At 66.8% G+C, this 12407-nt stretch carries 15 protein-coding genes; 11 read left to right on the top strand and 4 right to left on the bottom strand.

Annotated elements, in window-relative coordinates; all coding sequences use genetic code 11:
* Positions 1 to 3: 3 nt before the first annotated feature.
* The 4 genes from TW83_RS06090 to TW83_RS06075 all read left to right on the top strand — a co-directional run bounded on the left by TW83_RS06090 (position 4) and on the right by TW83_RS06075 (position 3943).
* Positions 4 to 1806, top strand: a complete 1803-nt coding sequence (locus TW83_RS06090) for a methanol/ethanol family PQQ-dependent dehydrogenase (RefSeq protein ID WP_045981888.1) — start codon at positions 4 to 6, stop codon at positions 1804 to 1806.
* Positions 1807 to 1935: 129 nt separating this feature from the next.
* Positions 1936 to 2598 (top strand): c-type cytochrome, methanol metabolism-related, encoded by a 663-nt coding sequence (locus TW83_RS06085; RefSeq protein WP_045981887.1) that lies wholly within the window; start codon positions 1936 to 1938, stop codon positions 2596 to 2598.
* Complete coding sequence (locus tag TW83_RS06080; protein ID WP_045981886.1) at positions 2595 to 3416, top strand: quinoprotein dehydrogenase-associated putative ABC transporter substrate-binding protein; 822 nt, start codon at positions 2595 to 2597, stop codon at positions 3414 to 3416. The genes TW83_RS06085 and TW83_RS06080 overlap by 4 nt, the downstream gene beginning before the upstream one ends.
* Positions 3413 to 3943, top strand: a complete 531-nt coding sequence (locus TW83_RS06075; protein WP_045981885.1) for a PQQ-dependent catabolism-associated CXXCW motif protein — start codon at positions 3413 to 3415, stop codon at positions 3941 to 3943. The genes TW83_RS06080 and TW83_RS06075 overlap by 4 nt, the downstream gene beginning before the upstream one ends.
* Here TW83_RS06075 and TW83_RS06070 read toward each other — a convergent pair.
* From TW83_RS06070 to TW83_RS06060, 3 genes are all read right to left on the bottom strand, one after another.
* Positions 3918 to 4781 (bottom strand): YncE family protein, encoded by an 864-nt coding sequence (locus TW83_RS06070; protein ID WP_204245723.1) that lies wholly within the window; start codon positions 4779 to 4781, stop codon positions 3918 to 3920. The genes TW83_RS06075 and TW83_RS06070 overlap by 26 nt on opposite strands.
* A 66-nt stretch (positions 4782 to 4847) precedes the next feature.
* Complete coding sequence (locus tag TW83_RS06065; RefSeq protein ID WP_045981884.1) at positions 4848 to 5405, bottom strand: SRPBCC family protein; 558 nt, start codon at positions 5403 to 5405, stop codon at positions 4848 to 4850.
* Entirely contained in the window at positions 5402 to 5908 is a 507-nt protein-coding gene (locus TW83_RS06060; protein ID WP_045981883.1) for a DUF3280 domain-containing protein, read from the bottom strand. The genes TW83_RS06065 and TW83_RS06060 overlap by 4 nt, the downstream gene beginning before the upstream one ends.
* Before the next feature lie 175 nt (positions 5909 to 6083).
* On the opposite strand from TW83_RS06060, the gene TW83_RS06055 reads away from it, so the two are divergent.
* The 6 genes from TW83_RS06055 to TW83_RS06030 are packed head-to-tail and all read left to right on the top strand — an operon-like array spanning position 6084 to position 11028.
* Positions 6084 to 7256 (top strand): ABC transporter substrate-binding protein, encoded by a 1173-nt coding sequence (locus tag TW83_RS06055; protein ID WP_045981882.1) that lies wholly within the window; start codon positions 6084 to 6086, stop codon positions 7254 to 7256.
* Between the two features lie 8 nt (positions 7257 to 7264).
* On the top strand, positions 7265 to 8236 hold the full coding sequence (locus TW83_RS06050) for a YVTN family beta-propeller repeat protein (RefSeq protein WP_045981881.1): 972 nt from the start codon (positions 7265 to 7267) through the stop codon (positions 8234 to 8236).
* Positions 8237 to 8273: 37 nt separating this feature from the next.
* Complete coding sequence (locus tag TW83_RS06045; RefSeq protein ID WP_239441292.1) at positions 8274 to 8891, top strand: hypothetical protein; 618 nt, start codon at positions 8274 to 8276, stop codon at positions 8889 to 8891.
* A 6-nt stretch (positions 8892 to 8897) separates the two neighbouring features.
* The gene (locus TW83_RS06040) at positions 8898 to 9620 is read left to right on the top strand and encodes an ABC transporter ATP-binding protein (protein WP_045981880.1); all 723 of its coding nucleotides are present in this window, start codon (positions 8898 to 8900) and stop codon (positions 9618 to 9620) included.
* Complete coding sequence (locus tag TW83_RS06035; RefSeq protein ID WP_045981879.1) at positions 9617 to 10441, top strand: ABC transporter permease; 825 nt, start codon at positions 9617 to 9619, stop codon at positions 10439 to 10441. Before TW83_RS06040 ends, TW83_RS06035 begins: the two co-directional genes overlap by 4 nt.
* The gene (locus tag TW83_RS06030) at positions 10438 to 11028 is read left to right on the top strand and encodes a hypothetical protein (protein WP_045981878.1); all 591 of its coding nucleotides are present in this window, start codon (positions 10438 to 10440) and stop codon (positions 11026 to 11028) included. The genes TW83_RS06035 and TW83_RS06030 overlap by 4 nt, the downstream gene beginning before the upstream one ends.
* On the opposite strand, the gene TW83_RS06025 is transcribed toward TW83_RS06030, so the two are convergent.
* Entirely contained in the window at positions 11025 to 12011 is a 987-nt protein-coding gene (locus TW83_RS06025; RefSeq protein WP_045981877.1) for a glycosyltransferase, read from the bottom strand. The genes TW83_RS06030 and TW83_RS06025 overlap by 4 nt on opposite strands.
* A 172-nt stretch (positions 12012 to 12183) precedes the next feature.
* Between TW83_RS06025 and TW83_RS06020 the strand changes: the two genes are divergently transcribed.
* Positions 12184 to 12407 (top strand): dTDP-4-dehydrorhamnose 3,5-epimerase family protein (locus TW83_RS06020; protein ID WP_045981965.1); only part of this gene is annotated, 224 nt, incomplete at its 3' end.

Below are 12407 nucleotides of genomic sequence, written 5' to 3'. Positions count from 1 at the left end.
TCGATGAAACATCTCTTGAACAGCGCGGCTGTCGCGCTGCTTTTGACCGGCGCATCGGCTTACGCGAATGAAAGCGTCCTGACCGAGACCGCCGAGGCCGGACAATGGGCCATTCAGACCGGCGACTATGCCAACACCCGGTATTCCGAACTGGACCAGATCACCCGTGAGAACGTCGGCGATCTGCGCGTCGCCTGGACCTTCTCGACCGGCGTGCTGCGCGGACACGAGGGCGGGCCGCTGGTCGTGGACAACGTGATGTATGTCCACACGCCCTTTCCGAACAACATCTTCGCGCTGGACCTGAACGACAACGGCAAGATCCTGTGGCGCTATACGCCCCAGCAGGACCCCGAAGTCATCGCGGTCATGTGCTGCGACACCGTCTATCGCGGTCCGGCCTATGCAGACGGACTGATCCTGTCGCACCAGGCCGACACGACGCTGGTGGCGCTTGACGCCAAGACCGGCGAGGTCAAGTGGTCGGTCAAGACCGGCGATCCGGCCGTCGGAGAGACGAACACCGCGACCGTGCTGCCAGTGGGCGACAAGGTGATCGTGGGCGTGTCGGGCGGCGAATACGGCGTGCGCGGCCGCATCACTGCCTACAGCCTGGCCGACGGGTCCGAAGTCTGGAAAGCTTATTCGACCGGCCCCGACGAGGAGATGCTGGTTGATCCGGAAACCACCATGCACTTGGGCAAGCCCATCGGCGCCGACAGCTCGCTGAACAGCTGGGAAGGCGATCAGTGGAAGATCGGCGGCGGTTCGACCTGGGGCTGGTATTCCTATGACCCGGACCTGAACCTGGTCTATTACGGCACCGGCAACCCGTCGACCTGGAACCCGTCGCAGCGTCCCGGCGACAACCGCTGGTCCATGACCATCATGGCCCGCGACGCCGATACCGGCATGGCCAAGTGGTTCTACCAGAAGACGCCCCATGACGAATGGGACTATGACGGCGTGAACGAGAACATCCTGGTCGACAAGGAAATCGACGGCCAGATGCGCAAGCTGCTGGTGAACTTCGACCGCAACGGCTTCGGCTACACGCTGGACCGCGAGACGGGCGAACTGCTGGTGGCCGAAAAGTTCGACCCGGCCGTCAACTGGGCAACCGAAGTCGACATGAACAAGGACTCCGAGACCTACGGCCGTCCGCTGGTCGTGTCGGAATACTCGACCGCCCAGAACGGCGAGGACACCAACACCACCGGCGTCTGCCCGGCGGCACTGGGATCCAAGGACCAGCAGCCGGCGTCCTATTCGCCGAAGACAGGCCTGTTCTATGTGCCGACCAACCACGTCTGCATGGACTATGAACCCTTCCGCGTCGCCTATACCGCGGGTCAGCCCTATGTCGGCGCGACGCTGTCGATGTATCCGGCGCCCGAAAGCCATGGCGGCATGGGCAACTTCATCGCCTGGGACGCCGTCGCGGGCGAGATCAAGTGGTCGCTGCCCGAGCAGTTCTCGGTCTGGTCGGGCGCCTTGGCGACCGCGGGCGACGTGGTCTTCTACGGCACGCTGGAAGGTTACCTGAAGGCTGTCGACGCCGAGACGGGCGAGGAGCTCTACAGCTTCAAGACGCCGTCGGGCATCATCGGCAACACGATGACCTACGAGAACAACGGCAAGCAGTATGTCGCGGTTCTGTCGGGTGTCGGCGGATGGGCCGGCATCGGTCTGGCGGCTGGTTTGACCAATCCCAATGACGGTCTGGGTGCCGTGGGCGGATATGCGGCCCTCAGCGACTATACCGAACTGGGCGGTCAGCTGACCGTGTTCGAACTGCCGGACTGATCTGCCGGCCGCGGGGCGTCTCATACTTTCGTTCCGCATACGCAAGCGTGACCTATGACGGCGCCGCCCCAGCATTAGACTGGGGCGGAACCGTCTGAGGAGACAGACGACTTTGGGAGGACTTCCGACATGAAAGCCATCACCAGCCTCACGGCGCTGGTCCTGGGCGCGTCCTTGGCCGGCATGGCCTGGGCGCAGACCGAAACGACGCCCCCGGCGGATGCGGGCGCTGGTGCGGCCGCCGCCGTGTCGGGTGATGCCGCGGCAGAGGCCCCCGCCGATGCCGCAGCCGCCGAACCTGCAGCCGACGCAGCCGCCGAAGGGACCGAGACCGCAGCGGCAGGCGCCCATGTCCTGCCCAACGGCCAGGACATGACCCCGGTCGAGGAGCTGGACGGCCGCTGGCGCAATGACGAGGGCATTCCGACCTTCAAGGTCGAGGATGGCGTCGTCGATTTCGCTACCTTCAATGGTTTCCGCCGCTATCACGCGGAATGCCATGTCTGCCACGGTCCCGACGGTGAGGGGTCGACCTATGCCCCCGCGCTGAAGGAATCTGTGCTGCGCATGGATTATTACGACTTCATGCAGGTCGTGGCGTCAGGCCGGCAGGGCACGAACTCGGTCATGCCCGCCTTTGGCACCAACAAGAACGTCTGGTGCTATATCGACGACATCTACGTCTATCTGGTGGCGCATGGTACCGGCGAGATCGGTCGCGGTCGTCCGGCGGAACGCGCCGACAAGTCCGAAGACTATACCGCGCAGGAAGATTCCTGCATGTCCAGTTGACGGCCCTTGGACGCCTTGCTGCGCTGGTGCTGGCGGCGGGGGTGCTGTCCACCCCGGCTGCGGCACAGGTGGCGGACCTGCGCTCCACCACCCAGTTCCGGGTCTGCGCCGACCCCGCGAACGCGCCGATGTCCAGCCGCGACGGTAGTGGGTTCGAGAACAAGCTGGCCGAGTTCTTCGGCCAGCAGCTTGGACTGCCGGTGACCTATTTCTGGTTCCCGTCGGGCATGGGGTTCGTGCAACGCACCCTGCGGGAGGGCAACTGCGACGTGGTGATCGGCTATGCCCAGGGGGACGAACTGGTCCAGAACACCAACCACTACTACACCTCGGTCTATGGCATCGTGACGCGCAAGGACGGTCCGCTGGCCAAGGTTGACCGCCTCAGCGACCCGGCGCTGAAGGAGGTCGGCATCGGCGTCGTGGCTGGAACGCCGCCTGCCACGCATCTGGCGCGGGCGGGTCTGGCGCCCAACATGCGCGGCGCGGACCTGTTCGTTGACCGCCGGGTCGAGGATCCGATGGGCGATCTGCTGGAGGATGTCCGCAGTGGTGCGACGGGCGCCGCCGTGCTGTGGGGCCCGTTGGCCGGACCGCGCGTCAAGGACGACCCCGACCTGCAGTTCACGCCCCTGCTGCACGAGGACGCGTCGCCGCGCCTGTTCTTCCGCATCACCATGGGCGTGCGCCCCGAGGAGCAGGAATGGAAGCGCGAGTTGAACAGCTTGATCCGTCGCAATCAGGACGGCATCAACCAGATCCTGCACGATGCCAGGGTGCCGCTGGTCGACGACTATGGCAAGGAAGTGCTGCCGTGATCCGGCTGCTGGTGCTGGCGCTGCTGCTGGCACCCGCGGCGCGGGCCGAAACCGTGCCTGAGCCCGACACCTATCACGGCGAACCCTATCGCTCTCCGGTTCCTGCGACCCTGGCCGGGGCGCAGGTCATTGATGTGGGTCAGGCCATCGCCATGCAGGGGCAGGCGGCGTTTCTGGACGTGCTGCCGCGGCCCAAGGCCAAGCCCGCGGGCCTTCCAGAAGGGACGATCTGGAACGAGCCGCCCCACCGCTCGATTCCCGGCGCCGAATGGTTGTGGGACACCGGGTACGAAGCACTGTCCCCTGCCGAGGAAGCGCGCCTGCGCGACGGATTGACCCGCGCCAAGGCCGGCGATCCCGATCGCCCCGTGGTGGTCTTCTGCCGGTCCGACTGCTGGATGAGCTGGAACGCCGCGCGGCGGGCGGTCGAATGGGGCTTTGACCCGGTGATCTGGTTCCCCGGCGGCACGGATGCATGGGAACAGGCCGGTCAGCCGCTGGTCACCGTGGACCCTGTCGCCCCGTAAAGCTGCCGAAGGCGCGGGGACCTGATGGCATGTCGATGCTGTGCGTCACCACCAGCGTCTTGGCGTCCAGAATCGTAAGCGTGTCCGAATCCCAGTTCGCGACGGCGACGCCGCTGCCGTCGGGCAGGGTCGCGATTCCTTCGGGATAATCGCCCACGGTGACGGTCGCCACCGGGTCCAGCGTGGCCGCGTCGAACACGGTGACGGTGCCGTCATACTGATCGGTGACGAAACCCCGCCCCCCGGCAAAGGCGACGGCATAGGGATGGCTGCCGGTTGGCACCTGGCCCGTCAGCAGCCCCGCGACAGGATCGATGACCGACACCACATCCCCTTGTACATCGGCCGAAAACAGCTGTCCGTCATGGAAGGTCACGCCGAAGGGATGCGCCCCGGCCGTCGCCACGCGATGCAGCAGCGCCCCGGTTCCGGCGTCGAATATGCTGACCTGATCCGAATCACGATCGGCCGTCGCCACCAGGCCCATACCGTCGGTCGCCACGCCTGCCGGCGCGTCGCCGGTGGGCGCGCTCCAGACCGGCTGCAGGTCGGCATCCAGCCGGGTCAGCCGCGCACCGTACCAGTCGGTGACGAAGACCCCGCCATCGCCCGCCGCGGCCAATCCGAAGGCCCCGGCGCCCAGGTCCCGATGGGCCAGCGGTCGGGCGTCTTCGTCCAGCACGTGCAGGCGTCCGCTGTCGGCGGCAATGACATACACGCATCCGGCCTGCGGGTCATAGGCCACAGGCGCAGGGGCATCGGGAATGTCGGCCGTCGCAATGATCGCGCCCGTCCCCAGGTCGATCACCGACAACGCATCGGCGTTCTGCGAGGTCACGAACGCAAGATCCCCGGCCAAGACCGGGGACCCTGTCAGCAGCAGCGCCAAGAACGCGCCCCGCACCTATTCGACGCGGCCAAAGCGTTCCGCCAGGGCGTCCAGCCCGGCCTGATAGACGCCGTCGACCGCTGCGATGGCGGCATCGTCGTTCAGTTCGGCCGGGGGTTCGTTGTTCGGGAAACCGCGATAGAAGCCGCCCTTCCACAGGACCTCGGCCTTGCCGTCCTTGTCGCTGACCTGCAGCGTCGAGGAGTAGTTGGTCACCGGCAGGACCGCCGTGTCGACCTCGGTAATCATGTACTTGTACATCATCTTGTCGTTGTCGATGGCCATCAGCTGTTCGGTGATGGTGGGCGCCCCATCGCCGTTCAGTGTCAGCACGCGGGTCGATTCGTCGGGAACGTCCGCTGCCGCGCCCTCGGGCGTCATCGCGGTCGAGGCAACCACCGGATGCCAGCTCATGTCGTCGAAGCGGCCGATCACCTCCCATACCTCGGCGGGGGTGGCATCCAGCGTCACGGTCTTTTCCGTCTTCAGGCGCGACGGGCCATGCGCCCCCGCCATCCCCGTCAGGGCCAGCACCGCACCAAGCGCGCCCGCCAGAACTGTCGTCGTCCTCATTCCTTCCGTTCCTCCCGAAAGATCACATTTCTCAGCAGATAGCTGTAGCCGCGCCGAAACGCGTCATCGGTGTTGCCGCGGATCTCGACCGATCCGGCGCGCACGGTCTCTCCGGTTTCGGCATCGCGCAGGGTCAGATTGACCGACTGGATCAGGTTGGAGACCTTCTGCACCTCTCCGGCGATGGCATAGTCCGATCCCATCCCGCGGGCGATCCTGGTATCGGCGCCGTTCGACCGGACCGGGTTCAGGATGCCCGCCACCGCCTCGGCCGGGGGCGGGGTCAGGGCAAAGCCGCGTCTGGTCAGGTCTTCGGCGATGAAATCCTCGACCATGGCGATGCGCGCGGTCTCGTCCGCGCGGACGCCGTTGATGGCGCCCTCGGTCGAGGTGTCGATGTAATGCAGGCCGAACCAGGTCGCGGTCCCCGGGGGCGGTGCCGGCTGGGCAAGGGCGGCCATGGGGGCCAGCAGCAAGGTCGATATCAGGCCGAAACGGGTCATTCCCCGACCATGCGCCGGGGTCGGGCAGGCGTCCATTAAGACAAAAGGTGCAGCCGCCCCCGACTTTGGGTTGAGGGAAAAGTTCCCGGACGAAACGGGAACAATAACCGGCTTGCCGCATCCCGGATCACCCCCCACCATGCCTGCAGGGAGAGACGAAATGTTCAAAGGAATCATGGGACTTTTGGCTGGTGCCGTGGCACTGGCCCAGCCCGTCGCGGCCCAGACCCCGGACCCGGTGCAGATCCGCACGGCCGTGCTGCGGGTCGACGACCCTGGCCTGCCGCCGATCTCGCGGCTGGACCTGATGCCCGCCGATCTGGGTTTTGCAGGCGCGCGCCTGGCGATCGAGGACAACGACACCACCGGCCGCTTCATGGGCCAGGACTTCGAGGCCGAGGAGGTGGCCGCCACCCCCGAGACCGCCGAGGCCGAGATGGCACGCTTGCTGGACGAGGGGGTGCAGTTCATCGTGCTTCTGGCCGATGACGCGACGACCCTGGCCCTGGCCGACCAGGCGGGGGACCGGGCGATGGTCTTCAATGCGATGGCGCGCGGCGACAACCTGCGCGGGACCGATTGCCGGTTCAACACGATCCACGTCGCGCCAAGCCGCGCGATGCTGACCGACGCCATGACGCAGTTCCTGATGTGGAAGAACTGGCCCCGCTGGTTCCTTATCCACGGCAGCCATCCCGAGGACCAAGCCCTGGCCCAGGCCTGGCGCACCAGCGCCGCCAAGTTCGGCGCCCAGATCGTCGAGGAGCGTGAATACACCGATACCGGCGGCGCGCGCCGCACCGACAGCGGTCACGTGCAGGTCCAGGCGCAGATGCCCGTCTTTACGCAGCGCGCCGCGGACCATGACGTGGTCATCGCCGCGGACGAGGCGGACGTCTTCGCCGCCTATCTGCCCTATCTGACCTGGGACGCGCGCCCGGTGGCGGGCTCTGCCGGGCTGGTGCCGCGCAGCTGGCATCCGGCGATGGAGGCCTGGGGCGGCACCCAGTTTCAGAACCGCTTCGAGAAGCTGGCCGCCCGCCCGATCCGCGAGGAGGATTACCAGACCTGGCTGTCGCTGCGCATCGTTGGAGAGGCGGCGACCCGCACCAATTCCGGCGACCCCGCCGCGCTGAAGGAGTTCATCCTGTCCCCCGATTTCGACGTCGCGGGGTTCAAGGGCCAAGCCCTGACAGTGCGCGACTGGGACCACCAGGTGCGCCAACCCATCCTGCTGACCACCGGCGTGCTGACCACCTCGGTCAGCCCGCAGGACCAGTACCTGCATCAGACCAGCCAGCTGGACACGCTGGGCGTCGACCGCCCCGAAACCCAATGCCAATTCTGAGAGGCCGCATGCGACATCTTCTGAGTGCCACCACCGGGCTTGCGCTGATGCTTGCCGCCGGACCCGCCCTGGCGAACCGCGTCTTCGTCACCAACGAACGCAGCAACGACGTCACCGTCCTGGACGGAGAGACGTTCGAGGTCATCGGAACCTATCCCGTGGGCAACCGCCCCCGCGGCATCACCATCAGCCCCGACGGGACCGAGCTGTATGTCTGCGCGTCGGACGACAACCTGGTGCGCGTCTTCAACCCCGAGACGATGGAGGAGATGCACACCCTGCCGTCCGGTCCCGACCCGGAACTGTTCGTGCTGCACCCGTCGGGCAACCCGCTGTTCATCGCCAACGAGGACGACAACATCGTCACCGTGGTCGACACCAAGACCCACCAGATGCTGGCCGAGGTGCCGGTCGGCGTCGAGCCCGAGGGCATGGGCGTCAGCCCCGATGGCAAGGTCGTGATCAACACGTCGGAAACGACGAACATGGCGCATTTCATCGACACCGAGACGTTCCAGATCACCGCCAACGTGCTGGTCGACAGCCGCCCGCGCTTTGCCCAGTACACGGCCGACGGAACCAAGCTGTACGTGACGTCCGAGATCGGCGGCACGGTCAGCGTGATCGACCCGGCCACGCAGACGATCACCAAGAAGATCAGTTTCGACATCCCCGGCGTCCTGCCGGAGGCGATCCAGCCGGTCGGCGCGCGTGTGACGTCCGACGGGTCCAAGCTGTTCGTGGCCCTGGGGCCGGCCAACCGGGTCGCCGTGATCGACGCTGCCACCGACGAGGTGACCGATTACCTGCTGGTCGGGCAGCGGGTCTGGCAGCTGGCCTTCAGCCCGGACGAGAAATACCTCTATACCACCAACGGCAATTCCAACGACGTGTCGATCATCGACGTGGCCGCCAACGAGGTCGTCCGCTCGGTTCCCGTGGGGCAGCAGCCCTGGGGTGTCGTCGTCGCCCCGGACTGATCCGGCATCCCTGCATATCCTGAGGAGGAGAGATTCCATGACCACGCTGACGAAACTGATGTCCGGTGCCGCCTTGGCCCTGATCCTGGCGGTGCCCGCTACCGCCCAGGATGCCGCGGTCCCCGACGCCTCTGCCGAGCAGGCACCCGGCGGCGATGCCGTTGTGGGCGAACCCGCCGAGGCGGGCACCCAATCGGGCGAGGCCGTCGAGGCGGACGAGGATGATGACGACGAGGAGGAGGAAGAGGCCCCGTCCGAGGGGACCTATGACGCGACCGGCATGTTCGATTACGGCTTTTCTGGCCTTCTGGCGCGAGAGAACCGCACCGACCTGGCGCCCCTGACGCTGGCATCCGGCCAGCCCGTCGCGGGCGGCGAATACACGATCAAGTCGGGCGGTTACTATCGCATCAACATCGTGGCCGACGGCAGCCAGGAGCTGGCCCTGTCGGGCGGCGACTTCTTCCGCGCGATCTGGATCAACGAGATCGTCATCGGCGACACCGAGATCCGGCCGATGGGCGTGCACAGCATCGAATTCGATGCCGACGGCACGGCGGTCCTCAGCTTTGTCGCGGTGCTGCCCGGTCGATACACCTTGTCAGTGCCGGGTTCTTCGGGCGACAGTCTGCAAGCCGTCTTCAACATCCAGTAGGGTTCATTGACCGCCGCGTTGCAGATCGACCATGTCAGCCACAATTTCGGTGCCGTGCAGGCACTGGACGATGTGTCGCTGACGGTGCCGCGCGGCGGATTCACCGCCCTTCTGGGGGTGAATGGCGCGGGCAAGACCACGCTGTTCTCGCTTGTGACGCGGCTCTACAACAACCGGTCGGGGATGATCCGCGTGGCGGGCCACGACCTGCGGCGCGAACCGTCGCAGGCGCTGGCCCGTCTGGGCGTGGTCTTTCAAAGCCGCGCGATGGATGCCGACCTGACGATCCGCCAGAACCTGATCTATCACGCCAGCCTGCACGGGATACCCGGCAGGCTGGCGCGGCCACGCATCGACCAGGTGCTGGGCCAGGTCGATCTGGCCGACAAGGCCGACACCCGCGTCACCGCCCTGTCCGGCGGCCAGTCGCGCCGGGCCGAGATCGCGCGCGCCCTGATCCACAGCCCCGACCTGCTGCTGCTGGACGAGGCGACGGTGGGCCTGGACGTGAAGTCGCGGGCCGAGGTGCTGGCCCTGACCCGCCGCCTGATCGCCCGCGATGGCGTGTCCGCCCTGTGGGCCACCCATATCATGGACGAGATCGACCCCGCCGACGACCTGGTGATCCTGCATCGCGGCCGGGTGCTGCGGCAGGGTCGCGCCGCCGACATCGCCGGGCCGCACGGGCTGACGCGGGCCTTCCTGGACCTGACCGGAGTCGCGCCATGACCGCACCCACCGACCGCCCCCGCGGCTGGCTGACCGCCTTTCTGGGCATCGCGCGCCGCGAGACGCTGCGCTTCGTCAACCAGCGCGGGCGGTTCTTGGCGGCACTGGTGCGCCCGCTGGTCTGGCTGTTCATCTTTGCCGCCGGGTTCCGCGCCGTGCTGGGTCTGTCGATCACGCCGCCCTATCAGACCTATGTCCTGTACGAGGTCTACGTGACCCCCGGCCTGGTCGCGATGATCCAGCTGTTCAACGGCATGCAGTCGTCGTTGTCGATGGTCTACGACCGAGAGACCGGGGCCATGCGCACGCTGCTGGTCAGCCCGTTTCCGCGTTGGTACCTGCTGGGATCCAAGCTGATCGCGGGGGTGATCGTGTCGATCATCCAGGTCTTCACCTTCCTGGCCATCGCGTATTGGTGGGGCATCCGCCCGCCCGTCTGGGGCTATGTCACCGTGATCCCGGCGCTGATCCTGTCGGGGCTGATGCTGGGCGCGATGGGTCTGTTCCTGTCCAGCGCGATCCGCCAGCTGGAGAATTTCGCGGGTGTCATGAACTTCGTGATCTTCCCGATGTTCTTTGCCTCGTCCGCGCTGTACCCGCTGTGGCGCATGCGCGAAAGCAGTCCGCTGTTGCACGACATCTGCGCCGTCAATCCCTTCACCCACGCGGTCGAGCTGATCCGGTTTGCGCTGTACATGCAGGTGAACTGGACCGCCCTGGCGGTGGTCCTAGGATGTTTGGCGGGGTTCTTCGGCGCGGCGGTCTTCATGTATGATCCGCAAAAGGGCCTGTGGGCCCGGCGGAAAGGAGGTCCCGCATGATCCGCATCACCCTGGCCCTGGCGCTGCTGGCCGGTCCCGCCTTCGGCGCGGCGGGGACCGATCCCGACTGGCCCTGCATCCAGCGCAAGCAGCCGCATCTGTCGATGGGCCAGGTCTGGACCGGCCCCATCCCGGACGACGAGACGCTGGCCCTTGCCCGCGATCCCGACATCGCCCGTCTGGCCGAACGCCTGGAACAGCGCCGCCTGCCGATCGAGGAGGCCGAGACGGAGATCGCCGAATTCGGAGCCGAGGCCCCAGACACGCATCTGGTCGCACTGATGCAGGCGATCTTCGACCGGATCGACAGCGACCGCAGCGCGCTGATCGCGGGCATCGCGCGCTATGGCCGGTCGCAGGTGGACCTGTCAGAACGGATCGAGGAACGCCGCGCCCGCATGGCCGAAATGGAGGCCGCCGAGGCCCCCGATTTCGACGCCATCGACGCCGAGGAAAAGGCCCTGGACTGGGATCAGCGTATCTTCACCGAACGCCAGCAGTCGCTGACCTATGTGTGCGAGACGCCGGTGATCCTGGAACAGCGCATCTTCACGCTGGGCCGCGCCATCGCCGGCCAGCTGGACTAGGGCGCGTCGCTGCGCGACAGTCGCAGGATGTCGTCATGGCTGCGGTCCAGCCGTCCAGCCAGCCCGTCGCGCACTGCCTGATCCAGGATGGTCCGGAACAGGGCGGCGTCCGGTCCGTAATCCGCGGCCTTGCGCCGCCACTTGCACAGCAGCACCGGGACCAGCGGCCAGAACCACGGTCCCGCCGCTACCCGATAGGCCATCAGCGCATTGCGATACATGTAGAATACCTTCCACATCGGGCGCAGCACGACACCACCCTGCGCCTGCAGGGCCGTGGTGTCGTGATCGAACCGCACCTGCGGCGCGAACCCGATGCGCAGTCCGGCACGGCGCATCTGCAGCGTGTACAGCTGGTCGTCGCCATAGATGAACAGGCGCGGGTCGGGTAGCCCGGCCCGCTGCAGCGCCGCGCGCGACAGGAACAGGCCGACGAAGCTGCTCATGTCCACCGGCAAGACCGGTGACCCGGTCCGGTAATCACCGTCGCCCAGATGGAACCCGGCACGGCCGCGGCCCAGTGGCATCCGCGCCAGGGTGCGCAGGAAGGCCCCCGGATTCCAGAACGGATTGCGATAGGGGCGGTTCATCTCGCAGATGCGGCCGTCGGGGTGATGCACCGCGGCGCCGATCGCGTCCCATTCCGACAGATCCATTGCCCGGAAGGCGTCGATGGCGCCGGGCGCGGGGCGACCGTCATCGTCCGTGACCACGGTCCAGTCGGCCTGCGCCTCGTCTCGCGCAAGCTGCATGCCGACGGAAAACCCGCCCGCCCCGCCCTGGTTCGTGGCGCTGCGATGGACGCGCAGGCGCGGGTCGTTCAGCGCCGAAAGCCAATCGGCGGTCCCATCGGTCGAGGCATTGTCGACCACGATCACGTGATCGACCGGCTGGTCCAGCAGGCGCGCGACCGTGACGGTCAGCTTGTCCAGCCGGTTGTGCGTGACCACCACGGCGGCGATCGAGGGTCGGGTATGGGCCATGGCGTGCCGATCATGTCATCTGCCGGCAGGCTGCGGCCGGGTCCGACCGCGCGATACCACGAAGGGCATTTGTGCAGCAACCGCCACCCATGCTGGTTTTCCGTGCCGGACGGGGCTGACAAGGCGCGTCGATGCCCCTAGACATCGTGCAGGACAACCGCCCGAGGCAAAGATGCAGATCGAAACAACCCCGCTGCCCGGAGTGCTGCTGCTGACGCCGGCCCGTCATGGCGATGCGCGCGGCTTCTTCTCGGAAAGCTGGAACCGCAGGACGCTAACCGATGCCGGGGTCGTGCTGCCCGAGTTCGTGCAGGACAACCATTCGATGTCCGCGCAGACCGGCACGCTGCGGGGTCTGCATTATCAGTCGCCCCCCTTCGCGCAGGGCAAGCTGGT

Origin of the sequence: Paracoccus sp. S4493 (assembly GCF_000967735.1) — a bacterium.
Lineage (GTDB): Bacteria > Pseudomonadota > Alphaproteobacteria > Rhodobacterales > Rhodobacteraceae > Paracoccus > Paracoccus marcusii.
The sequence above is the reverse complement of the archived record's forward strand: the minus strand, read 5'-3'. Positions and strand labels throughout refer to the sequence as shown.